Source organism: Hyunsoonleella ulvae (assembly GCF_016827605.1).
GTDB classification, from domain to species: Bacteria; Bacteroidota; Bacteroidia; order Flavobacteriales; family Flavobacteriaceae; genus Jejuia; species Jejuia ulvae.
In genome coordinates this window covers 51357-75851 of record NZ_JAEPJQ010000002.1, presented here as the reverse complement: position 1 = coordinate 75851, position 24495 = coordinate 51357, and the positions used below count along the sequence as shown (strand labels likewise).

Below are 24495 nucleotides of genomic sequence, written 5' to 3'. Positions count from 1 at the left end.
TTTGGCATGATTATTAATTATACATGCAATAATCACATTTAATTAATCCCCTATGCGCCATATCTTTTATATCCTATGTATAGTATCGTGTGTTGTTAGTGCACAAGAATCTACACATCCATTAGTAACTACTGATGCGGAAGCCCAAACCAAATGGGTAGATAGTATTTATAATACATTATCCCTTAAAGAAAAGATAGGGCAATTGTACATGGTTCAAGTCATGTCCAATCAAGATGCAGCAACTAAAAACAAGATAGTTAATCTCATACATAAACACCATATTGGTGGTATTATATATTCCAATGGTGGCCCGTACAGGCAAGCTAAGTTAAACAATGAATTGCAGGCAATATCTAAGCTACCAATGCTTATAGGTATGGATGCAGAGTGGGGTTTAAGTATGCGTTTAGATTCCACATATGCTTTTCCATACAATATGGCACTGGGAGCTGTTAAGGATGATAAATTGGTAGAGCAAACAGGTAGGCATATAGGAGAGCATTGTAAACGTTTAGGGGTACATTTTAATTTTGCACCAGTTGTAGACATAAATACTAATCCTAAAAACCCTATTATAGGCAACCGTTCTTTTGGAGAAGATAGGGATAATGTAACCCAAAAAGCTCTGGCTTTTATGAAGGGTATGCAGAGTGCCGGTGTATTGGCAAATGCAAAGCATTTTCCAGGACATGGAGATACGGAAGCAGATTCGCACCTTACTTTACCAACAATTAATTTTAATGCAAAGCGTATTGATTCCATTGAATTATATCCATACAAAAAGTTAATTCCTAAAGGATTGTCTAGTGTAATGGTAGCGCACTTAAATGTGCCGAGTTTAGAATCTAGAGAAGGTTCCCCATCATCACTGTCAAAACATATTGTTACTGATATTTTAAAAGACTCTCTTGGTTTTAAAGGACTTATTTTTACTGATGCCCTAACTATGAAAGGTGCTGCGGATTTTAGTGATACCGGCGATATAGATTTGGCAGCTTTTAAGGCAGGAAATGATGTAATGTTGATGTCTGAGGATGTTCAGATAGGTGTGTCAAAAATAATTGAAGCTTATAATAATAAAGAAATAACAGAAGAGCGACTAGCACATTCAGTGAAAAAAATATTAATGGCCAAATATAAGGTAGGGCTCCATAATTATGAGCCTGTAGGCTTGTATGGTTTAGCTAAAGATTTAAATCGTTTAGAAGATGATATCCTATCTGAAACATTGTATGAAAATGCTATTACGCTAGTTAAAAACAAATCAGACTTAGTGCCTCTAAAACGTCTAGAAACAAAAACACTAGCTTATGTTAATTTAGGCGATGATGATGGTAGGCCATTTTTTAATGAGTTAAAAAAATATACAAAAGTACACCATGTAAAAGCTGATAAACTTGATGAACTAATGAACAAATTACAGTCTTATAACACTGTAATTATAGGATTTCATCGTTCTGATGATAACCCATGGAAATCATATAAATTCACTACTGAAGAGTTAGTATGGTTATATGAAATAGCCAGAACTCATGATGTAATATTGAGTGTATTTGTAAAACCATATGCCTTAGATGATATAAAGACTTTTGAAAATATAGAAAGTGTAGTGGTTAACTATCAAAACAACAAAATTACACAACAAAAATCTGCACAACTTATCTTTGGTGCAATTCCGTCCAGAGGAAAATTACCTGTATCAATAGGTTCCTCTTTTAAAGCAGGAGAAGGTATTGAAAACAATGCTATAAAGCGATTGGGGTATACTTTACCTGAGCGTGTAGGGATAAGTTCAAAGCGATTAATGAAAATAGACTCCATTGCTAAAGTTGCTGTAGATTCTATGATGACTCCAGGAATTCAATTGTTAGTTGCAAGAAGAGGTAAGGTAATCTATAATAAGAATTTTGGGAAGCACACCTATAAAGGCAAAGAGAAAGTAGCTTCAAATGATATTTATGATGTTGCATCCTTAACTAAAATTTTGGCAACTTTACCTTTGGTTATGGAATTAGAGGAAAAAGGTTTGCTCTCTTTAAATAGTACTTTATCTGAATTATTGCCAGACTACAAAGGCTCTAATAAAGCAGATATTACTATAAAACAAATGCTATCGCATTATGCTAGGCTTCGTCCTTGGGAGCCATTTTATTACCATACGTTGGATACAGTGACCAAACGTCCCAGTAAAAAATATTATCGTACCGAAAAAAGTAAAAAATTCAATATTGAAGTTGCTAAAAATTTATACTTAAGGTCTGATTATCAGGATTCTATACAGAAAATAATAAAAGAGTCTGAGCTTTTAGAGCGTTTACGTTACAGGTATAGCGACTTTCCCTATTACATTTTAAAGAAATTTATTGAGAAACATTACGACAAAGGGCTTGATGAGTTGGTGCAGACACATTTTTATCAATCTCTTGGAGCAAATTATACGATGTACAACCCTTACAGAAGGATAAGCAATCAACATATTGTACCAACAGAGGTTGATGATTATTACCGCCACCAAAAAGTACAAGGATATGTGCATGACATGGGAGCTGCAATGCAGAATGGAGTAGGAGGTCATGCAGGAGTGTTTAGTAATGCCAATGATGTAGCAAAAATTATGCAAATGTATTTGCAAAAAGGCTTTTATGGAGGTATACGTTATTTAAGCCCCGTTACCATCGATAAATTTAATACCTGTTATTATTGCGGTAATGATAATAGGAGAGGGGTAGGCTTTGATAAACCACAACTAGAAGATGAAGGACCAACATGTGGTTGTATTTCTATGACAAGTTTTGGACATTCAGGGTTTACAGGAACTTATGCTTGGGCAGATCCTGAAGAGGAAATAGTATATGTGTTTTTAGCTAATAGAACATATCCGCATGCAGGCCATAATCGCTTGTTAAAAGAAAATATAAGAACAGAAATTCAACGCTTTATTTATGAAGCAATTATTGATTAATAGAGTAAAAATATGACGATAGGTATTGTGTGTTACCCTACCTTTGGAGGTAGTGGTGTTGTTGCTACAGAACTAGGATTAGAATTATCTAAACGCGGACATGAAATTCATTTTATAACCTACAATCAACCAGTACGTTTAGAGCTTGTTAGTAATAATGTGCATTACCACGAGGTTAATGTCCCAGAATATCCATTATTCCACTATCAACCTTATGAGTTGGCACTATCCAGTAAGCTGGTAGATATGGTAAAGCTGCATAATATAGAGATTTTACATGTGCATTATGCCATACCTCATGCCTATGCTGCATATATGGCAAAAAAAATGCTACAAGAAGAAGGTGTCCATCTACCAATCGTAACAACGCTTCACGGTACAGATATCACATTAGTAGGAAGTCATCCTTTCTACAAACCAGCGGTAACATTTAGTATCAATAAATCTGATGCTGTTACAGCTGTTTCGCAAAGTCTGAAAGATGATACCTTGCGATTGTTTGATATAAAGAACGACATTCATGTTGTACCTAATTTTATTGATTTAGATAAGTACAATCATAGCTTTACAGATTGTCAACGTGGTATGATGGCAACAGATGAAGAAAAAATTATAACACACATTAGTAATTTAAGACCAGTAAAACGCGTTCAAGACGTAATAAAAGTGTTTTATGGGATCCAAAAAGAAATACCAGCTAAATTGATGTTTATTGGAGAAGGACCTGAAAAAGAAAAGGTTGAGCAACAATGCAGTGATTTAGGTATTTTAGATAAGGTAATATTCTTTGGTAGAAGTAACGAGATCGATAAAATATTATGTTTTAGTGATTTATTTTTATTGCCTTCGCAAACCGAGAGTTTTGGTTTGGCTGCTTTAGAGGCAATGGCATCAAGAGTTGCAGTTATTTCCAGTAACACAGGGGGAATCCCTGAGGTTAATATAGATGGGTTTTCAGGGTTTTTAAGTGATGTAGGAGATATTGATGATATGGTAAAAAATGCGTTACATATTTTAAGTGATGAACAAAGGCTTGAGACTTTTAAGGTTAATGCTAAAAAGCAAGCAGAAAAATTTGATTTACATGCTATAGTGCCTCAATATGAAGCTATTTACGAAGATACTTTATCTAAATGTTTGGTTTTGTAAACCCTTGGTAATTAATAGATTATTAACTCTTTGTGTTTTACTCTAAATCTTCAAGCATCACATTATAATCATATTGTAAATCTTCGTGCAATTTAGAGATGGTTTTTTTAGCCAATACCATCTGACGGAGATACATATTTTGTAATTGAGTACTTCGTTTTATACTAGGTTTAAAATGCTTTAATTTATTACAGAAGTACAGTAAAAGTTCTACTTCAGTTTCCTTTTTTTGGGAGTATCTAATAAACTTTTTAACGTTTCGTAATATTTTGCGAATACTCTTTTTTATGTAATAGAAACTATCTGTATTTATGAGTTGAAACTCTTCATCCATAAAGTTTTTTATGGTTTGAATATACCCATCTTCACTGTGAGATTCAAACAATAAATAAGTAAGTAGCTCTTTGTTTTCTTTTTTAAATCTGGCCAGACGTAGGCATAATTGTTGTAGTTCTTGACTCGAAAGCGTGTTTAATTCTTTTTTTATTTCTGGAAGACTAGTAGCTTTCATATGTAATTCTGGTTACAATAAAAGAAGATTGTATAGTGATGAAACAAATATACTTATCTTAATTTAGGAAAATCAGTAGGGTTTAGTTCGTGCATAACGTCATAAACCGATTCAAAAATATCCTCAGCTGAAGGTTTTGAGAAATAATCGCCATCATTGCCATATGCTGGTCTATGCGCTTTGGCTGATAGGGTTTTAGGAGCACTATCTAAAAACTGAAATGCATTTTGTTCATTAAGAATTTTATCCATTATATATGCAGAGGCACCGCCTGGAACATCTTCATCAATTACCACTACACGATTAGTTTTGGCAATACTTTTTACAATATCATGATGTATGTCAAAAGGAACTAATGATTGTATATCTATTACTTCTGCATCAATTCCTACGGTAGTGAGCTGTTTTGCCGCTTCTTCAACTAATCGTAATGTGGATCCATAAGATACTAGTGTAATATCTGAGCCTTCTTTAGTAGTTTCTACTACACCAACTGGGGTTTTAAAATTCCCCATATTTGCAGGTTGACGTTCTTTTAATCTATAGCCATTTAAACACTCAACAACTAAAGCGGGATCGTCACTTTCTAGTAGTGTATTGTAAAAGCCTGCTGCTTTGGTCATATTTCTAGGAACCAAAACCATAACGCCTCGTATAAGATGTAATACTCCTCCCATTTGCGAGCCAGAATGCCAGATGCCTTCTAGTCTATGTCCGCGAGTTCTTATAATCAGAGGGGCTTTTTGTCTTCCTTTTGTACGATAATGTGTTGTAGCCAAATCATCGCTTATTACATTAATCGCATACAAGATATAATCCAAATATTGAATTTCAGCAATTGGACGCAGCCCCCTTAAGGCTAACCCTATACCTTGACCTATAATGGTTGCCTCTCTAATACCAGTATCTGCTATACGTAGTTCTCCATATTTAGCTTGTAAGCCCTCTAACCCTTGGTTTACATCTCCGATATTTCCCGTATCCTCGCCAAAAACTAATGCTTCGGGATGTTTGCTAAAAATAGCATCAAAGTTATCACGGATAATGACTCTGCCATCTACTAATTCTGCATCATCATTGTAGACAGGTTTTACCTCAGTAACATGCAGTGCAGATTTATCAGTTTCGCAATATAAATGCGAACTAAAGTCATTTTGAACGTTTTCAAAACGTTCGTTTATCCAGTTCTTTAAAATTGTACTTTCTGTAGTTGATTCCCCGATAACATAACGTAACGCTTTTCGCCCATGAGACAAAATATCTTTTCGTGTTGGTTCATTTATGGTTTCTAAAGACTCTTTTAGTTTTGAGATAAAAACACCGTTAGTGCTTGATTTTGAAAGCCCTTGCATCAAACTAACAAGTTCGTTTTTCTCTTTTTCAATTGGAGCTAAAAAGGTGTTCCACGCTTTGTTTTTTTGTTGCTTTACCTCGCGTTTAATGGTACGCTCTATGTCTATGAGGGTTTCATTTGTAGCTATATTGTTTTCAATAATCCATTCACGCATTTTTTTGTTACAATCATGCTCAGATTCCCATTGCAAACGTTCCCCAGTTTTGTACCGCTCATGTGAACCTGACGTAGAATGCCCTTGAGGTTGTGTGAGCTCAGTGACATGAATAATTACTGGCACATGTTCATTTCTAGCAATTGCACCAGCTTCCATATAGGTTTCAACTAAATTTGCATAATCCCACCCTTTAACACGAAGGATTTCAAACCCTTTATTATCTTTATCTCTTTGGAATCCTTTAAGGATTTCTGAAATATTCTCTTTGGTAGTCTGGTATTTAGCGTGTACTGAAATTCCATATTCATCATCCCAAATACTTGTAACCATTGGTACTTGTAATACTCCTGCGGCATTTATGGTTTCAAAGAACAAACCTTCACTTGTACTTGCATTTCCAATGGTTCCCCAAGCTACTTCATTTCCATTCTTAGAAAATTTAGGTGCATTAATATGCTCTAACTCCTTAAAAATTTTTGAGGCTTGTGCTAAACCTAAAAGTCGAGGCATTTGTCCTGCTGTAGGGGAGATGTCTGCACTAGAATTGTATTGACTTGTTAAATCTTTCCAATTGCCGTTTTCGTCTAGACTATGGGTAACGAAATGTCCTCCCATTTGTCTTCCTGCCGACATTGGTTCTAAATCTAAGTTTGTATTGGCATAAAGACCCGCAAAGAATTGTTCTGCGGTTAGTTCTCCAAGTGCCATCATAAAAGTTTGGTCACGGTAATAGCCAGAGCGCCAATCTCCTTTTTTAAAGGCTTTTGCCATAGCTAATTGTGGAACTTCCTTACCATCGCCAAAAATACCAAACTTCGCTTTTCCTGTAAGCACTTCTCGCCTTCCTAGTAAACTACATTCTCTACTTGTAATTGCAACTTTGTAGTCTTTTAAGACTTCAGCTTTAAAATCATCAAAGGATATGTTGTCTTTCAAGTCTGTTAGTGATTGCATGTTTTGGTTGGTTGATAAGCGCATGCAAAATTACGAAATTCTAGTAGATTTTGCAATTAAATCAGATGTTAAAAAGATGCTAAAAATGTAATTTTGAAAGTGAAATAGAAAATATTTTTTATTATTTTCAATAAAACCGCAAAATATAAAAGAATATGTTAATACCAGCGTCTTCTAAAGAGTCCTAATAAGGATTCAGGGTCCACGGTAAACCTGAAACGAATTTTCTGATCGTAGTTTGGTTGTGCAATTTCCCAACCTAAGTTGGAGTATACAGGGAAGTAAATTTCAAAATAATCTGTTACTAAATTAATACGAATTCCCGAATCGTAAACAAATTTTGCTGGGTTAAATTTATTCTTTACTAATCCAAAGTCGCCGTAAGCTAGGATATATTTCCAAAGCGTTGTGCTTACATTGGTAGTGGTCATCCATTGATTTGCAAAAGGTACTTCTAGCTTGGATTTAAATCCACCTTCTGCCTCAATAAATTGTTGGCTAAAAATTCCAGAAGCCTCAGAGCGTCCCAAATAATTATATTCAAAAAGATAATCAGTGGGTCTGTCTAATGCGAAACTAAAAAAGTTGGAATCGCTACTATTGCTATTATCTAGGAAAATCCCTGAAAAGAACCTTACGTTGAGTTGCCTGTTGCTTTCAAAAAGCTTTCTGAATTCGTAGTTAAACGATACCTTACTAAAGGTTCTGGCTACCTGAAAATCTGCATACCATTTACTAAAGTTTATCAGGTTGTCGTTAGAGTGTATGTAACGTGCGTTAAAAACCGAATAGTTAGGTTCATCACTACTATCTGGGTTTAGAGGATCTTTATCTCTATTAAAATCTAGAAATCTCAAGCGTAGCAGTTTCCTTTTGTTCGATCTAAAATCGTCATCTTCTCTAAATGAAAACGCAATAGAGGGAATAATGCGACTTACAAATAAATCTTCAGCATAGGACCTGTAGGAGTAGCTCGCTCCATAAGTAACTGCAAATAAATCTCGGTTTTCGAGATAATGGGTCATGAAAGCAGAAGCACCACCTGTTATTGATTTTGAGCCTAATGAATATTGTGGTTGTATTTTATATTTCAGGTTTCTTCTAAGTAAAGTGGCATTATATACTTTGGCTCCCAAATTAAGTCCGTCATAAATATTGTTAAACTCAACTATAGGCATAAAAAATACCTGATTGTAATTGGGGTCTTCTACATCTTGAAACAACCTGAACTGTAATGGTTTATTGTTAAAAAAGAAACCTTTGAGCGACTTCCAGTTATCTCTTAAATTAATTTCTGGAGCAGCATTATCGTAGTTCAGTACTAGTTTGTTTGCATCATTTCTAGGTATGGTAAAGGTTTTTTGTTGCTCTATGTCTTCAACCCAATATTTAGAAATGATACTATCATTGTTTAGCGTATATAATGATACGGGCATGCTATTATTACGCTTGTTCTTGATGGTTAAAGTGATGGAATCGTCTGTCTTTTTAACCTTCTTTATTTTAAAATCTATTTTTTTTCGAGTCTTTAGATAATCTTCAAAGAACCAATCTATATTTTTTTCGGTTCTAGATTTTAAAAAAGTTTCAAAGTCTTTGGATGATGTTGGTTTGAGTTGATTTGCCTTTAAAAATGGTTTTACAGCGTCTTCGAATACATTATGGTTGATAAAATCGTCTAGATATTTTAATCCGATACCTGCCTTATATTTGTTTGCTAGGTTGCTGTTAAACTTTAGCAGGGAATCTTTTTGCATTGCCAATGGCTGATCTCTGTTGGTTCTTGCCATACTCATAAAACCAAGCTTATACTTATCATTATAATGTAAATCAGCAGCGTGAAAAGACCTAATGCCCCATATCTCGGCCAGTTTTCCTAAAAATTTCATGTTAGGGTAATGCTCTTCAACATATTTCATTAGGAAATATATCTGTATTCCATCAAGCAACCAATGGTCTTTTCTAGGGTTAACCAATAAAACATTTTCGAGGTAATTATGTAATGCTACTTTAAGTAAACGCATTTCATATTCAAATGTATCAGGAAAAGGCTGTAGAAATTTAGGTAGGGAGTTTAAACCATAAACAGGATCATTGGTATTGTCAATCTCTGTGAGTAATAGTTTTTCATGAGGATATGCTCCCAGATTATCAGTAATGTAATTAATGATTTTATCGTTAATTAGAACCTTATCAACTACTTGTAGGTCATTGTCATATAAATCAGAAACTATTTCAATCTCCTCATTTTTAATGGATTTGAACTTTGAATTTTTGCTGAGATGTAACTTATTGTTATTTCTATCCTTTCCTTGTAATAACGTAGTGGTAAAGCCATCACTATCAGAAGATTTTATAACGTTTAACTCTGATGTTAACTTGTAGTCTTTAGGGTATTTAAGCTCAAGATTTATATCGGATATTGGTATATATAGATCATTCAAATTCTTGTTGCTAAAATACTGCCAATCAGAATTAAAAACAGCAGGGGTAATGTACCAATACCTTAGGTTAAAATTATTTTCTTTGGTATAACCATAGCTTGTAAATTGATCACTTGGTAGCTTAACGGTATAGTTGAGTTGTATGGAGTAAGATTGATGTGGTAAAACAGGGGTTAACAAGGTAGCTTCTACCACATCAATTTGATGTTTTAATCTGGTAAAAGATAAACTGTCTTTACCTTGTAGTATTGTGGTTATGTTAGAAAACCCTCGCTCTTCTTTTTTTGCTAAATGGAACTTATTGATGTATTCATCAGCCAGCCGTATGGCTAAGTCTGTTTTTTTCGTAGCATAACTATTACTCCAATCGTTTAAGTAAATTGTTTTTAGGGTGTCTTTTGAAGTGTTTTTATAAGTAATAACTTGAGATATGGTAATAAGCCTTTGTTCAACATCAAATTCAGCTTTGATGTCGATTGCATTTTGGCCATAACTTATTGCAGAATAAGTTAGAAGTAATAAGTAAGTTAAAAACCTGAACTTCAAATTGTAATTTATAGTTTATAAGATTTGTTACAAGGCACGGCAATATAATGAATTATATGATGAACGCTTAATTATTAGATGTTATGGTAATTTAGAAGTTTGGTGTTAAGCTTGATTTTTGGTAGAATTCATCTAAAATTTCTATGACTTCATCTTCAGTATCAACGATATGCATTAAATCTATATCCTTTGCACTAATGTTCCCATGTTTTTCTAACAAGGTGGCTTTAATCCAGTCTATTAGTCCTTGCCAGAAGCTTTTCCCAACAAGTATGATTGGGAATTTTTCAATTTTATGGGTTTGTATTAGTGTCATGGCCTCAAATAACTCATCTAAAGTACCAAAACCACCGGGCATAACTACAAACCCTTGCGAGTATTTTACAAACATGACTTTGCGTACAAAAAAGTAGTCGAAATCTAAATTTTTATCAGTATCTATGTAGGGATTATCGTGTTGCTCAAAAGGTAAATCTATATTTAATCCAACCGAGGTTCCTCCTCCCAGATGTGCACCTTTGTTTCCTGCTTCCATAATTCCTGGTCCACCGCCAGTGATAACACCATACCCTGATTCTACAATTTTTTCAGCAACTTTAACGGTAAGCTGGTAGTATTCATCTTCTGGTTTTGTTCTGGCCGAACCAAAAATAGAAACACACGGCCCAATTTTACTCATTTTCTCAAACCCTGAAACAAATTCTCCCATAATTTTAAATATGGCCCAAGAATCATTAGTTTTTATTTCATTCCAGCTTTTATGTCTTTGTTCTTTTCTCATTGTTATAGTGTTTGTATGCCCTTTTCGGGTATTTATTTTTTTAATTTAATTCTTTTTTCAAAAATTTAGCGGTATAACTTTTTTGGTCTTTAATAATTTCCTCAGGGCTACCTTTAGCTACTACTTGTCCGCCACCTTTACCACCTTCGTACCCAATATCAATAATATGGTCTACTGTTTTTATAACATCTAAGTTATGCTCAATAATAAGCACGGTATTCCCTTTGTTAACAAGTTTGTTTAGTACAAGCATCAATACTCTTATGTCTTCAAAATGTAAACCTGTGGTGGGTTCATCTAAAATATATAAGGTATTGCCTGTATCTCTTTTGCTCAATTCTGTGGCGAGCTTAATACGTTGTGCCTCACCACCAGATAGGGTTGTGCTTTGCTGCCCAAGCGTAATATAGCCTAAGCCGACATCTTGTATCGTTTTTAATTTTCGATATATTTTAGGTATGTGTTCAAAAAAGTCTACAGCTTCATTAATAGTCATGTTTAAAACATCACTAATATTTTTTCCTTTATATCGAATTTCTAGTGTTTCTCTATTGAAACGTTTCCCTTGGCAGGTTTCGCATTCTACATAAACATCAGGAAGAAAATTCATTTCAATAACCCGTACCCCTCCGCCTTTGCATGTTTCGCAACGTCCACCTGCTACGTTAAAGCTAAATCTACCGGCTTTGTAGCCTCTTATCATAGCTTCTGGTACTTTAGCAAAAAGACTTCTAATCTCGTCGAATGTTTTTGTGTAAGTTGCTGGATTACTTCGTGGAGTTCTTCCTATGGGAGATTGATTAATATCAATAACCTTATCTATATGCTCCAGACCTTTAATACTTTTATAAGGCATTGGTTTTTTTACGCCATTGAAATAATGTGCATTTAAAATGGGATAGAGGGTTTCATTAATTAATGTTGATTTTCCACTTCCTGATACCCCTGTAACTCCAATCATCTTACCTAAAGGAAATTTTACTGATACATTTTTTAGATTATTGCCAGTGCATCCTTTTAGTTCTAGAAATTTCCCATTGCCTTTACGTCTGTTTTTAGGAACTTCAATTTCCTTTTTACCATTTAAATAATCTGCTGTAAGTGTATTATGGGATTTTAGTTCTTCAGGATTGCCTATGCTGATAATTTCGCCGCCGTGTTTGCCTGCTTTAGGGCCAATATCAACTACATAATCGGCACGTTCTATCATATCTTTATCATGTTCTACAACAATTACAGAATTGCCAATATCCCGCAACGATACTAATGAATCAATAAGTTTTTGATTATCTCTTTGGTGCAGGCCAATGCTAGGTTCGTCTAAAATGTAGAGTACACCAACTAGCTGGGATCCTATTTGTGTTGCAAGTCTAATACGTTGGGCTTCCCCGCCAGAAAGAGACTTAGAGCTCCTGTTTAGTGTTAAATAGTCTAAACCAACATCTAACAAAAATTGTAAGCGGCTTTTTATTTCTTTCAGTATTTCTTCTGCAATTTTTAACTGTGTATTTGATAGGTGGTGGTGTAAATCGTTAAACCATTCTGCTAGCTCAGCAATATCTGTATTGGCAAGTTCTGCTATGTTTTTGTTGTTTATTTTAAAGTAAAGCGATTCTTTTTTTAATCTTGTACCTTCACATACTGGGCACTTAATTTTATCCATATAGGCTTTTGCCCATCGTTTCAAAGAGGTAGAATCTGCTGTTTTGTATTGGTTTTCAATAAAATTAGCAACGCCTTCAAAATCAATTTTATAGTCCCTAGTAACGCCTAATGTTTTACTCTCCACAGAGAATTTTTCATTTCCTCCATAGAGAATCACTTGTTTGGCTTCCTCTGGAATGTCCCTAAAAGGATCACTTAATTTAAAATTATAGCGCTGCGCTATGGTTTCAAGTTGTTTAAAAATCCAACTTTTCTTTTCTGGGCCATGTGGAGCCAAAGCACCATTTTTTATAGAAAGCGAGTCATCTGGAACAATTTTTTTCTCATTGATTTGGTACAACTCTCCTATGCCATTACAATGTGAACAGGCGCCTTTAGGGGAATTGAACGAAAAATTATTAGGCTCTGGATTAGGATATGATATCCCCGATGATGGACACATAAGGTTTCTACTAAAATAGCGGACTTTATTGGTGTCTTGGTCTATAACCATCAATACATCATTACCATGATACATTGCGGTATTTATACTTTCAGAAAGTCTTTTATCGTTATCTACACTTTTGTTTACAACTAGGCGGTCTATTACTATTTCTATATCATGGGTTTTGTAGCGATCTAGTTTCAGGCCTTTTACAAGATCTTTAATATCGCCATCGGTTCTTACCTTAACAAAACCTTGTTTTGCAATTTGTTCAAATAATTCTCTATAGTGTCCTTTTCTAGACCTCACTACAGGTGCCAGTATGTTAATTCTTTTATTTTCAAAATCTTTGAGAATTAATGCTTTAATTTGCTCATCGCTATAGCTTACCATTTTATTACCTGTATTGTAGCTATAGGCGTCGCTAGCTTTGGCAAACAAGAGGCGCATAAAATCGTAAATTTCGGTAATTGTCCCAACGGTAGAGCGTGGGGACTTACTGGTTGTTTTTTGCTCTATGGCAATTACGGGAGATAATCCATCAATTTTATCAACATCTGGGCGTTCTAGCCCTCCTAAAAATTGCCTAGCGTATGCGGAGAATGTTTCTATATATCTGCGTTGGCCTTCTGCATAAATGGTATCAAAAGCTAATGATGATTTTCCACTTCCAGATAACCCAGTAATAACAACCAGTTTTTCTCTTGGAATGGAAACATCAATATTCTTTAAATTGTGCACACGGGCACCTTTTACTTCAATTTTCTCTTCAAATTCAGTCATAGCAACGCAAAACTGCGAAGTTACGTTTTTTGATGTTAAAAATGAAGGTGGGGTAATGTTATAAAAGCGTTAAAGCTTGAATTTTAGGGGAGCGCATTTGTTTGGATAATACTAATTGGCTTTGATATCTGATATTTCTATTCCAAAAAACAGTATTTTATGAAACTTGGGAAGCTTTACGCCTGTTTCTACCAATTGCCAATCATCCCAAGAGGCAGATAAACCATCTATAGGGGTTTTAGAGTCCCACATGTTAAAACTTTTTGGTTTTCCTGTTTCATCAAAATTCCATAGATAGGCGTCTTTATTACTGTAGGTCATCAATAATCCTTTTTCGTTATTAGGAAGTGTTACAAGTTTTCTGGATACGCCTTCATCAAAAACCTGGAAAGGTGCAATAAGCCAAAATACATCATTTTTAAAATAGTCTTTTGCCTCATTCACTAAATCTTTACCCATGTCGCCTTCTATGGTAAATCCATGTACGTAAGCTTTACTTTCTGCATGGTCTTTTAAATCCAGTCTTATCTTATACTCTTTCCAAAACACATCACAGGTACTTTTGGTTTTATCCCATTCATAATGGCGTCTGTTTTTATGGGTCCATTCAATATAATCTGTACTAGTATAGGCTTCATAATTTAAGGCTACTAACATTCTGGTGGCTAGATCGTCTGCAGCTTTGCCTTCTGTGCCATTTGGCAAATCTTGGTGGTGTTTAAAATATAAAAAACCGAAAAAAAGGAGACTTGGAAGTGTTAAGAAAATAACAACTCCTAGGATGAGTTTTATTGGTTTTTTCAGTTTCATCGTAAATAAGTAGATTGAGGCTTTAGGCCTCTAAAGTATCAAATATCATTCGGTTACAGAAATATAATAAACAAAAACCGATGGTTGTATCATCCTTTCGATAACCTGTAATAACTACCAGCACGTTGTCACTAAAAAAAGGAATTATATCGAGTGATTATAATTTTATGGGTTTGTAATTAGGACAGTATTTTTTTATTTAATTCAATCCTTTTCTTGTTTGAAAACACCATTAGCTCACTAAAAAAACTTGTGAATTCTTCCTCGAATTCCAAATAGTACTCTTGCAGCTCTTCTACAGCTTCATTCATGCTCGATTTATTACGTGTCCTTCTATTCATTCCGGCTAAAACCTTAGCGATGCCATCAATAGACGCATAACTTAAAAGCCAATTATCCGTAACCATATACGGCATCATTTTTTGTATGCGAGATGGTAAAATTTGATAGTGGTGTTGTAGGGTGGTGTAAAAATGGTTTACGTAATCCTCCAAAGGTGTTTTGCTATAGACACTCCAGTTTTTTGCCAAAAAATGATCGTAGAGAATATCAACAATAACACCTGAATAATGACTATACTTTGCATGTAGGCGTTTTGTACTTTTTCTAACTGTTTTATGCGCATCGGTAAACGTATCTATATGTCTATGTAATAAAATACCAACCTGTATATTTTTATTGTATTTCTTATAATTGTTTCCCTTTATGCCATCAGCTATAAAGTTTCCAATAGTTACTAAATCGTTATCTCCAGACAGGTAAATATGAGCCAAATAGTTCATTCGTGAAATTTACAAATTTCAGTTTTACAAATACAATTTTGAAACTGTATATTTGTGGCTAAATTTGAAATTCACGACATGACACTAATAAAATCTATTTCAGGAATTCGAGGCACTATAGGAGGGAAAGTAGGAGAGAACTTAACACCCATAGATGCTGTGAAATTTGCAGCAGCATATGGCGCTTGGTTAAAACAAAACCGCAACAAAGAAAATTATAAAGTTGTGGTTGGTAGAGATGCAAGGATTTCTGGTAACATGATACAAAGTTTAGTAATGCAAACCTTAGTTGGTCAGGGTATTCATGTGGTAGATTTAGGATTGTCTACGACACCTACGGTTGAAGTAGCTGTGCCTATGGAGCATGCCGATGGTGGTATTATTTTAACGGCTAGTCACAACCCAAAGCAATGGAATGCCTTAAAACTTTTAAATGAGAAAGGGGAGTTTTTAGATGCTGTTGAAGGCGCAAAGATTTTGGAACTGGCTGAGGCAGGTACTATAGAATTTGCTGATGTTGATAGTTTAGGAAAGATCACTAAGAATGATGCGTATTTTGATTTGCATATTATTGAAGTTTTAGATTTGCCTCTGGTAAATGTAAAAGCTATTGAAGATGAGCGTTTTAAAGTGGTTGTAGATGGTGTAAATTCTACTGGGGGCGTTATAATTCCTTTACTTTTAGAGCGTTTAGGGGTAGAAGTAATAAAACTATATTGTGAACCAAACGGACATTTCCCTCACAACCCAGAGCCTTTAAAGGAACATCTTACCGATCTATCTGATGCTGTTAAAAAGCATAATGCAGATTTTGGAATTGTAGTAGATCCTGATGTAGACCGTTTAGCGTTTATGGATGAAAATGGAGAGATGTTTGGGGAAGAATATACCTTGGTAGCCTGTGCGGATTACGTTTTGAGTAGAACTCCAGGAAATACAGTAAGTAATATGAGCTCTACAAGGGCATTGAGGGATGTTACTGAAAAACATGGAGGTATGTATGAGGCCTCTGCAGTAGGAGAAGTAAATGTTGTAAAGCTGATGAAGAAAAATAAAGTCGTGATTGGTGGAGAAGGTAATGGCGGTATCATTTATCCTGAGTTACATTACGGACGTGATGCACTGGTAGGTATTGCTTTATTTTTAAGTTTGTTGGCTGACAAAGGGATGAAGGTAAGCGAATTACGCAAAACCTATCCTAACTACTTTATGAGCAAAAAGAAAATACAACTAACACCAGATTTAGATGTTGATGGTATTTTAAAGACTATGGAAGACCGTTACCAAAATGAGCAGTTAACTACTATTGACGGTGTAAAAATAGATTTCTCTGAAAGTTGGGCGCATTTACGTAAAAGTAACACGGAGCCTATCATTAGAATTTATACTGAAGCCAAATCCCAAGAAGAGGCAGATAACCTGGCAGATAAGTTTATTGAAGAGATTGATGCCATAGCCAAGTCTTAATTATAAAACTATAACACTATTGTTTTTTCAAAGTACCTAATACTATTTAGGTGCTTTGTCTTTATGTTTCCAACGTTTATGCGTCCATAAATAATATTCAGGAGCTTCATGTATCTGCTGTTCTACCAATTTTAAAAATATATCAGTAATTTGGTAATCTTTGTAGTCTTTTGGTGTTAGCGTGATAGTTTTAAATGTGGTTTCGTAGTAGCCACGTTTTATTTTTTTTACTCCAAAAAATACTACAGCCATATCTAGTTTTTTGGCAAGCATTTCGGCACCAGTATGTACAGGTACTTTTATGCCCAAGAATTCATTCCAATGATAGGCTTTGTTGAGTTTAGGAGATTGGTCTGATACAAAACCGTTTATAGAAATAATGCCTTCTCTTTTCTCTTTTATCAATGTAGGAATAATTTCTTTAGTGGAAATTAAATAGCTATTATATTTTGCTCTAATACGTTTAACCAGTTTATCAAAATACCTATTGGCTAGTTGTTTGTAAACAGCATTGCCTCTGGATTTAACGTAAGTTTGAAGTATAAAAATCCATTCCCAACTTCCATAATGTGCACACATTAAAATGATACTTTTGTCTTTAGCTTCAATATTCTGTATCAATTCTACATTGGTAAATTTAAAACGCTTTTGCATTTCTTCTTTGGAGATTGTTAAAGACTTTATGGATTCAACAATCATATCACACAAATGATGATAAAATACTTTTGTTATGCGTTTTATTTCTTCATTTGTTTTATTGGGAAAGACTAAATTTAAATTACTTTTAACTACTTTTTTGCGATAGCCAAAAACGCGGTATAGTAAAACATATAATCCGTCTGAAACTATATATAATACCCTAAAAGGGAGTAAAGAAATGAAATATAAAAAAGGATAAAGCAGAATATACGCTAGAAAATGCATTTATAAGTTTTAGATTTGTAAGCGCAAAGATATATTAATTTCATTTTAAACGTTTCTACTCTATGGGTAAAATAGATGTTGTTACAATAGTAATTATAGCGGCTAATGTTTTAATCTCTTATAAAGGATTTAACGACTTTGGTTTTTTTGAAAAGTATAAGTTTAACATTGGAGGGTTAAGAAGAGGTGAGCAAATTAGAATGTTTAGCTCTGGGTTTTTGCATGTAGATATGCAGCACCTTCTTTTTAATATGATATCACTTTATTTTTTCTCTGGTTTAGTAATACTTTACTTGGGTATTGTGGGTTTTTTAACCGTTTATATCGGTAGTTTGTTAATAGGGAATTTTTTATCATTCTATTTTCATAAAAATGAGTATAATTATAGTGCTGTTGGTGCAAGTGGAGCAGTTAGCGGTGTTATATATGCTGCAATATTATTACGACCTGATATGAGTTTGTATATGTTCTTTATACCAATCCCTATTCCCGCTTATATATTTGGTATTGGGTATTTATTATACTCTATTTATGGTATGAAAAACAGAATTGGGAATATTGGTCATGATGCGCATTTTGGCGGTGCCGTGGGAGGATACTTAATTACACTTATTTTAATGCCATCCCTTTTACAAACTAATATTTTTATGGTTGGATTGTTAGCAATTCCAATTATTATACTTTTTGTTTTGCAACGGATGGGGAAGATTTAGGAAACATAAAAAAGGCTTGCAATTTTATGCAAGCCTTTTTTAGTTTATGGAAGATTTACATTATTCATAGAAATATTCAATATTAGATATGAGTTCCTCTCCGTTAGAATTAGCTATATCATCATTGTAATATGTTTTAGAACTCGTAGGATACCCCATTTCGTTATAAGAGTATTCATATCTTTCTGTGCTTGTAGGCCAGCTCTCTTGTGTATCTATTACCTTAGTAATGTTATTAATGCCACCATATATTTCAAAACCAAATTCAGAATAGTAGTTTGTAAAATTAAAAACTTCAAACCCTTCTATATTTTTAAGGAAACCTTTTTGGTTGTCATATTCAAAAGTATAGTTATCAGAGACATCGTCGAACTCAATTTTTGAGATATTAGAATTGATTATTGTGTATGTCGTTGTACCGTTAGGTGTAGTTTGGGATGAAAAATCTCCTCTTAGAACTTCTACATCTACAGTATTATCACTATTATAAGTTAGCGTGTTGTTATAAGCTATATCGGAACCACCTGATCCAACACCAAACAAGAATTCTTTATAACTGGAAAACTTACCGTTAGCGTCATACGAAATAATAAAGTATTCTTCGATTTCCCCTTCATATAAATTATCTATTCTTGTTATTTTGTTATCTGTATATGTTATTCGGGTTTCATACCCATCATCATCTTTGATGTTAATTAGTTTGTTTCCATCATAGGTAAAGTTTGTTGTATATGTATCTTCCCCAACAACTTCTTCAACAATTCTTTTAATCAAAGTGTTATCGGTTTCTTTTTCAGGATCAGGAGTGTCTGTACTCTCTGATTCACAATTAAATAATCCAAGGCATACAATAAGTAGTAGTACATGTTTTAAATGCTTCATAAGTATATTTTTAAATTTGAAGTGGCTAATATATCACAAAACATGTTACAGGTAAAATGATATATGTTATCTTTTAAATAATTTATTTCATTGTAATTAGCGTGGCATAACAATTGACCTTATAGGGATAGTAAGCATCTTAATATGATTGTAATTGATTGATATATAGGTGTTTTTGATTTTTTAATTTGAATTTGAAAAAAAGGGAGACACTGTTTTAATGACAGAATGACCTGAACTAGTATATGAAGAAATCTAATTTTATAACATTTGACAGTTTGTCATTACAAGAATTTGATGAAAACTCAGAATTAATTCCATTAATGACACCTGAAGATGAAGAGGCTATAAATAATGAAGAACTCCCAGCATCCTTACCTATTTTATCGTTACGAAATACAGTATTGTTTCCAGGAGTAGTCATACCAATTACAGCAGGCAGGGACAAATCCATAAAACTGATTAATGATGCCAATAAAGGAAGTAAGGTAATTGGAGTTGTAGCACAAAAAGATGAAACAGTAGAAAACCCAAAAGCCAAGGACATTTATAACACAGGTACAGTAGCACGTATTTTAAGGGTTTTAAAAATGCCTGATGGTAATGTTACTGTTATCATTCAGGGGAAAAAGCGTTTTAAAGTAGAACAAGTGGTTTCAGAAGAACCTTATATTAACGCTACTATAAAAGATTTACCAGAGGCAAAACCAGCACAAAAAAATAAAGAGTTTAGTGCAATTATAGATTCTATTAAAGATTTGGCTTTGGATATTATTAAGGAAAGCCCAAATATTCCTAGTGAGGCTTCATTTGCCATCAAGAATATAGAAAGCAATTCATTTTTGGTAAACTTTGTGTCATCCAATATGAATCTTTCGGTTTCCGAAAAACAGGAACTTTTAGAGAATAACGATTTAAAGAGTCGTGCTTTGGCTACTTTAAAGCATATGAATGTAGAGTTTCAAAAGTTGGCATTAAAAAATGATATTCAATCAAAGGTACAGATGGATATGAGCCAGCAGCAACGTGAGTATTTCTTGCATCAGCAAATGAAAACCATTCAAGAGGAATTAGGAGGGGTAAGCCATGATGAGGAGATTGATGAGATGAAAGCCAAAGCAAAAGACAAGCTATGGGACGAAAAGGTAGCGAAACATTTTGAAAAAGAAATAGGGAAGCTACAGCGCATGAATCCTCAAGTTGCTGAATATTCTATTCAACGTAACTATTTAGAATTATTTTTAGACTTGCCTTGGAATGAGTTTAGCGAAGATGTATTCGATTTAAAACGTGCTAAAAAGATTTTAGATAGAGATCATTATGGTCTAGACGATGTAAAGCGACGCATCATTGAGTATTTAGCCGTTTTAAAATTACGTAATGACATGAAATCTCCTATCCTTTGTTTGTACGGACCTCCTGGTGTTGGAAAAACATCATTAGGGAAATCTGTAGCTGAAGCCTTGGGTAGGGAATATGTACGTATATCTTTAGGAGGATTAAGGGATGAAGCAGAAATAAGGGGGCATCGTAAAACATACATAGGCGCTATGCCAGGGCGTATCATCCAGAGTTTAAAAAAGGCAGGGACATCCAATCCGGTTTTTGTTCTTGATGAAATAGATAAGCTGTCGAATTCGCATCAAGGCGATCCTTCATCAGCAATGTTGGAAGTGCTGGATCCTGAACAAAACAGTGAGTTTTATGATAACTTCCTAGAAATGGGCTACGACTTGTCTAAGGTTATGTTTATAGCAACTTCAAACAGTTTGGCAACAATACAACCAGCATTAAGAGATCGTATGGAAATCATTAATGTAACGGGGTACACCATTGAAGAGAAAGTTGAGATCGCCAAGCGCCATTTATTACCTAAACAATTAAAAGAGCATGGTTTAGACGCCTCACATTTAAAAATAGGCAAGCCACAATTAGAAAAAATTGTTGAGGGCTATACGAGGGAATCTGGTGTGAGAGGTTTGGAGAAGCAAATAGCAAAAATGGTACGTTTTGCGGCCAAAAATATTGCTATGGAGGAAAACTATAACATAAAAATAACCAACGAGGACATTATAGAAGTTTTAGGTAGACCAAAGTTAGAGCGTGATAAATACGAGAACAATAGTGTAGCAGGTGTTGTTACAGGCTTAGCATGGACAAGTGTTGGTGGGGATATTTTATTTATAGAATCCATTTTATCCAAAGGGAAAGGCAATTTAAATATTACAGGGAATTTAGGTAAAGTCATGAAGGAATCTGCCACCATTGCTATGGAATACATCAAATCCAATGCAGATAATTATGGCATAAATCCTGAAGTGTTTGATAAGTACAATGTCCACATACATGTTCCAGAAGGTGCAACACCAAAAGATGGTCCAAGTGCAGGCGTTACCATGTTAACATCTTTAGTATCTTTGTTTACACAGAAGAAAGTAAAGCGTAGTTTAGCCATGACAGGAGAAATTACTCTTCGTGGTAAAGTATTGCCTGTAGGAGGTATTAAAGAGAAAATACTAGCAGCAAAACGAGCACGTATTAAGGAAATATTGCTTTGTGAAGAAAACCGACGTGATATTGAGGAAATAAAACAAGAATACCTTAAAGGCTTAACCTTTCATTATGTTACGGATATGAGTGAAGTTATTGATATTGCCATAACCAATCAAAAAGTAAAGCATGCCAAAAAGCTTTAGTTATAGAGTCCTGATTCTATGTTTAGTATTGCATGCGTTTGCATATGCACAAAGTAAACCCACTTATAAAGATGTATTATTAAACGGAAAACCTGCTAAGTTAAATATAGAAACAGGCGAGTTTATTCAAGTAAATGGTAATAAAATAGATACCATAAAGTCGTTACAAGTTAGTACTAAACCTCTAGAAAACACAGAAATAGTCGCTAGTCATGTTCCAGATACAATAGCATCTACAGTTAAAGATGATGTTACTGTATTATCAGCACCAGTATTAACAAAGGATACGCCAACATTTCATATAGTAAAAGCAGGCGAAACCTTGTTTGGTTTATCAAAAAAATATGGTGTTTCCTTAATCGAATTACAGAAAGTTAACAGTTTATCAACTACGTTAATTACTGTTGGACAAAAACTAAGGGTGGCAGATTTTGATAACATAGAAACACCTGACATTTGGGTTGTAAAAAAAGGGCATACGTTGTACAGCATTGCAAAAAAATACAACACTACAGTTAAAGCTATAAAAGCGCTAAATAATTTGAAGAGTAATACAATTTACATAGGACAAAAGCTTCGCTTAAAATAGAAATACTTTCCACAGAAAAATAAATGATATATACAATCGTTTTAAGATAGATTGCTTTACTTTGTGCCGTAAATATGCCGAGGAAAATTATCTTTATCTTTTGTTTATTAGTGACTTCACTTGTGTTTTCCCAAGTAGGAGGTGAGAGTACCTACCAGTTTTTAAATCTGGTCTCATCTCCGAGACAAGCTGCCTTAGGAGGAAAAGTATTTACAAACGTAGATTATGATGTAACCCAAGGTTTGTTTAACCCAGCTACTATTAATGTAGAGATGGATAACCAATTAGCATTGAACTATACCAGTTATCTAGGAGGCATAAGTTATGGTACAGCATCTTACGCTTATACCATAGATAGGCGCACACAAACCATACATGGTGGCATCACTTATATTAACTATGGTTCTTTTGATGGTTATGATGAAAACAATGTCTCCACAGGAACATTTACAGGAGCAGAAACCGCCTTATCTGTGGGGTATGCACTTCAAATAGGCTATTCAGATTTTTATTTTGGGGCAAATTTAAAACTAATAACCTCTAAACTAGAACAATATACCTCTTTTGGTGCCGCAGTAGATTTGGGGTTGTTGTATATAGACGAAGATTTAGATTTCCAAGCGGCATTAGTTGTTAGAAATTTAGGGTCGCAAATTACCACCTATGCAGGTTTAAATGAACCTTTGCCTTTTGAAGTTGGATTTGGATTGTCCCAGCGTTTGGAGCATGTGCCTATTAGATGGCACGTTACATTAGAAAACCTTCAGGATTGGCCCATTGCAAGGCCTAACCCTGCACGAGCTACAAGTGACTTATCAGGGAATCAAACCCAAGAAAAAGTAGGTTTTGTTGGGCAGTTGGTTAGGCACACTATTCTAGGAGCAGAACTGTTTCCAGAAGGTGGTTTTAACATCCGGTTGGGGTATAATTTTCGTCGTTCAGAAGAGCTACGAATTGTTGATCAACGTAATTTTTCTGGACTCTCAGCAGGTTTTTCAATAAAGCTAAATAAAATGAGATTCAGCTATACCCATGCAAAATATACCAGTGCAGCCAATTCTAATTTTTTTGGTTTACAGATTGATTTGCAGTAGTGTAAAAGCCTTAGGTTTTAAGTTATACCTATTTAAAGTTAGAGTACTTTTAACTTTAGGACACTTTAACTACTTTAGCGACTTTAAACTCTTATAATGAACAAAATTACAATAGCTATAGATGGGTTTTCCTCTACAGGAAAAAGTACGGTTGCAAAGCAAATAGCTAAGGAATTAGGGTATGTTTATGTAGATTCAGGGGCAATGTATCGCGCCGTAACGTTGTATGCCATTAAAAACGGCCTAATTTCTCATGATGATTTTAATGTAGAAGCACTAATTTATCAATTGGATAAGATTAACCTAACATTTCAATTTAATGAAAGCCTAGGTTACGCCGAAGTGTATTTAAATGGAGAAAATGTGGAGTCTAAAATCAGGACTTTAGAAGTATCTGGTTTTGTAAGCCAGGTCGCAGCAGTATCAGAAGTAAGGCAAAAATTAGTAGTTATTCAAAAAAAACTAGGAGAAGACAAAGGTGTTGTAATGGACGGCAGAGATATTGGTACTGTGGTTTTTCCTAATGCAGCACTAAAAATTTTCATGACAGCATCAGCAGAGAAAAGAGCAAGCAGAAGATATAAAGAACTTCTAGAACGTGGCGATGCAATAACCTATGAAGCTGTTCTGGAAAATGTTACACAACGTGATCGTATTGATACAACCCGAGAAGATTCCCCTTTAGTAAAAGCAGAAGATGCTATTGAAATAGATAATTCTGAGTTAACTTTAAAAGAGCAATTTGAAAAAGTACTTCAACTAGCCAAGATTACTATAGAAGGTATAGAATAAAAAAGGGTGCTTA

General features: G+C 34.4%; 17 protein-coding genes. 8 read left to right on the top strand and 9 right to left on the bottom strand.

The features are described from left to right. Positions 1-52: 52 nt before the first annotated feature. Both JS605_RS06130 and bshA read left to right on the top strand, forming a co-directional pair. A complete protein-coding gene (locus JS605_RS06130) occupies positions 53-2965 on the top strand; it encodes a glycoside hydrolase family 3 N-terminal domain-containing protein (protein WP_203256822.1) in 2913 nt (970 codons plus the stop codon). Between the two features lie 12 nt (positions 2966-2977). Then, on the top strand, positions 2978-4114 hold the full coding sequence (gene bshA, locus JS605_RS06125) for an N-acetyl-alpha-D-glucosaminyl L-malate synthase BshA (protein WP_203256821.1): 1137 nt from the start codon (positions 2978-2980) through the stop codon (positions 4112-4114). A gap of 37 nt (positions 4115-4151) precedes the next feature. Here the strand turns inward: bshA and JS605_RS06120 are convergent, their stop codons facing one another. The 7 genes from JS605_RS06120 to JS605_RS06090 form a co-directional block, all read right to left on the bottom strand. Beyond that, entirely contained in the window at positions 4152-4625 is a 474-nt protein-coding gene (locus tag JS605_RS06120; RefSeq protein ID WP_203256820.1) for a hypothetical protein, read from the bottom strand. Between the two features lie 53 nt (positions 4626-4678). Then, on the bottom strand, positions 4679-7090 hold the full coding sequence (locus JS605_RS06115; RefSeq protein ID WP_203256819.1) for an alpha-ketoacid dehydrogenase subunit alpha/beta: 2412 nt from the start codon (positions 7088-7090) through the stop codon (positions 4679-4681). 158 nt (positions 7091-7248) lie between these two features. After that, complete coding sequence (locus JS605_RS06110; RefSeq protein ID WP_239000282.1) at positions 7249-10080, bottom strand: gluzincin family metallopeptidase; 2832 nt, start codon at positions 10078-10080, stop codon at positions 7249-7251. Positions 10081-10171: 91 nt separating this feature from the next. Then, positions 10172-10861 carry an LOG family protein gene (locus tag JS605_RS06105; RefSeq protein WP_203256818.1) on the bottom strand — a complete coding sequence of 230 codons (690 nt, stop codon included), beginning with the start codon at positions 10859-10861 and terminating at the stop codon, positions 10172-10174. A 40-nt stretch (positions 10862-10901) separates the two neighbouring features. Further along, positions 10902-13733, bottom strand: coding sequence for an excinuclease ABC subunit UvrA (uvrA, locus tag JS605_RS06100; RefSeq protein WP_203256817.1), 2832 nt, complete (start codon positions 13731-13733; stop codon positions 10902-10904). A 111-nt stretch (positions 13734-13844) separates the two neighbouring features. After that, positions 13845-14543: a hypothetical protein gene (locus JS605_RS06095; RefSeq protein ID WP_203256816.1), complete on the bottom strand. Its 699-nt coding sequence runs from the start codon at positions 14541-14543 to the stop codon at positions 13845-13847. Positions 14544-14722: 179 nt separating this feature from the next. Continuing rightward, positions 14723-15325, bottom strand: coding sequence for an acyl carrier protein phosphodiesterase (locus JS605_RS06090; RefSeq protein ID WP_203256815.1), 603 nt, complete (start codon positions 15323-15325; stop codon positions 14723-14725). Positions 15326-15403: 78 nt separating this feature from the next. On the opposite strand from JS605_RS06090, the gene glmM reads away from it, so the two are divergent. Then, positions 15404-16792: a phosphoglucosamine mutase gene (gene glmM / locus JS605_RS06085; protein ID WP_203256814.1), complete on the top strand. Its 1389-nt coding sequence runs from the start codon at positions 15404-15406 to the stop codon at positions 16790-16792. Between the two features lie 42 nt (positions 16793-16834). On the opposite strand, the gene JS605_RS06080 is transcribed toward glmM, so the two are convergent. Continuing rightward, the gene (locus JS605_RS06080) at positions 16835-17716 is read right to left on the bottom strand and encodes a lysophospholipid acyltransferase family protein (protein ID WP_203256813.1); all 882 of its coding nucleotides are present in this window, start codon (positions 17714-17716) and stop codon (positions 16835-16837) included. Between the two features lie 62 nt (positions 17717-17778). Between JS605_RS06080 and JS605_RS06075 the strand changes: the two genes are divergently transcribed. After that, complete coding sequence (locus JS605_RS06075) at positions 17779-18429, top strand: rhomboid family intramembrane serine protease (RefSeq protein ID WP_203256812.1); 651 nt, start codon at positions 17779-17781, stop codon at positions 18427-18429. Between the two features lie 60 nt (positions 18430-18489). Here the strand turns inward: JS605_RS06075 and JS605_RS06070 are convergent, their stop codons facing one another. Beyond that, positions 18490-19311 (bottom strand): hypothetical protein, encoded by an 822-nt coding sequence (locus tag JS605_RS06070; RefSeq protein WP_203256811.1) that lies wholly within the window; start codon positions 19309-19311, stop codon positions 18490-18492. A 245-nt stretch (positions 19312-19556) separates the two neighbouring features. Between JS605_RS06070 and lon the strand changes: the two genes are divergently transcribed. The 4 genes from lon to cmk all read left to right on the top strand — a co-directional run bounded on the left by lon (position 19557) and on the right by cmk (position 24482). Then, positions 19557-22007, top strand: coding sequence for an endopeptidase La (gene lon, locus JS605_RS06065; protein WP_203256810.1), 2451 nt, complete (start codon positions 19557-19559; stop codon positions 22005-22007). Further along, positions 21991-22596, top strand: coding sequence for a LysM peptidoglycan-binding domain-containing protein (locus JS605_RS06060; RefSeq protein WP_203256809.1), 606 nt, complete (start codon positions 21991-21993; stop codon positions 22594-22596). The genes lon and JS605_RS06060 overlap by 17 nt, the downstream gene beginning before the upstream one ends. 74 nt (positions 22597-22670) lie before the next feature. Beyond that, the gene (gene porQ, locus JS605_RS06055; RefSeq protein ID WP_203256808.1) at positions 22671-23690 is read left to right on the top strand and encodes a type IX secretion system protein PorQ; all 1020 of its coding nucleotides are present in this window, start codon (positions 22671-22673) and stop codon (positions 23688-23690) included. Between the two features lie 96 nt (positions 23691-23786). Next, entirely contained in the window at positions 23787-24482 is a 696-nt protein-coding gene (cmk, locus tag JS605_RS06050; protein WP_203256807.1) for a (d)CMP kinase, read from the top strand. The last annotated feature ends 13 nt before the right edge of the window (positions 24483-24495 follow it).

What these genes read in the sequence shown, in the direction of transcription:
- JS605_RS06130 (WP_203256822.1), top strand. Translation starts at nt 53, where the DNA reads ATGCGCCATATCTTTTATATCCTATGTATAGTATCGTGTGTTGTTAGT.
- bshA (WP_203256821.1), top strand. Translation starts at nt 2,978, where the DNA reads ATGACGATAGGTATTGTGTGTTACCCTACCTTTGGAGGTAGTGGTGTT.
- JS605_RS06120 (WP_203256820.1), bottom strand. Translation starts at nt 4,625, where the DNA reads ATGAAAGCTACTAGTCTTCCAGAAATAAAAAAAGAATTAAACACGCTT.
- JS605_RS06115 (WP_203256819.1), bottom strand. Translation starts at nt 7,090, where the DNA reads ATGCAATCACTAACAGACTTGAAAGACAACATATCCTTTGATGATTTT.
- JS605_RS06105 (WP_203256818.1), bottom strand. Translation starts at nt 10,861, where the DNA reads ATGAGAAAAGAACAAAGACATAAAAGCTGGAATGAAATAAAAACTAAT.
- uvrA (WP_203256817.1), bottom strand. Translation starts at nt 13,733, where the DNA reads ATGACTGAATTTGAAGAGAAAATTGAAGTAAAAGGTGCCCGTGTGCAC.
- JS605_RS06095 (WP_203256816.1), bottom strand. Translation starts at nt 14,543, where the DNA reads ATGAAACTGAAAAAACCAATAAAACTCATCCTAGGAGTTGTTATTTTC.
- JS605_RS06090 (WP_203256815.1), bottom strand. Translation starts at nt 15,325, where the DNA reads ATGAACTATTTGGCTCATATTTACCTGTCTGGAGATAACGATTTAGTA.
- glmM (WP_203256814.1), top strand. Translation starts at nt 15,404, where the DNA reads ATGACACTAATAAAATCTATTTCAGGAATTCGAGGCACTATAGGAGGG.
- JS605_RS06080 (WP_203256813.1), bottom strand. Translation starts at nt 17,716, where the DNA reads ATGCATTTTCTAGCGTATATTCTGCTTTATCCTTTTTTATATTTCATT.
- JS605_RS06075 (WP_203256812.1), top strand. Translation starts at nt 17,779, where the DNA reads ATGGGTAAAATAGATGTTGTTACAATAGTAATTATAGCGGCTAATGTT.
- JS605_RS06070 (WP_203256811.1), bottom strand. Translation starts at nt 19,311, where the DNA reads ATGAAGCATTTAAAACATGTACTACTACTTATTGTATGCCTTGGATTA.
- lon (WP_203256810.1), top strand. Translation starts at nt 19,557, where the DNA reads ATGAAGAAATCTAATTTTATAACATTTGACAGTTTGTCATTACAAGAA.
- JS605_RS06060 (WP_203256809.1), top strand. Translation starts at nt 21,991, where the DNA reads ATGCCAAAAAGCTTTAGTTATAGAGTCCTGATTCTATGTTTAGTATTG.
- porQ (WP_203256808.1), top strand. Translation starts at nt 22,671, where the DNA reads ATGCCGAGGAAAATTATCTTTATCTTTTGTTTATTAGTGACTTCACTT.
- cmk (WP_203256807.1), top strand. Translation starts at nt 23,787, where the DNA reads ATGAACAAAATTACAATAGCTATAGATGGGTTTTCCTCTACAGGAAAA.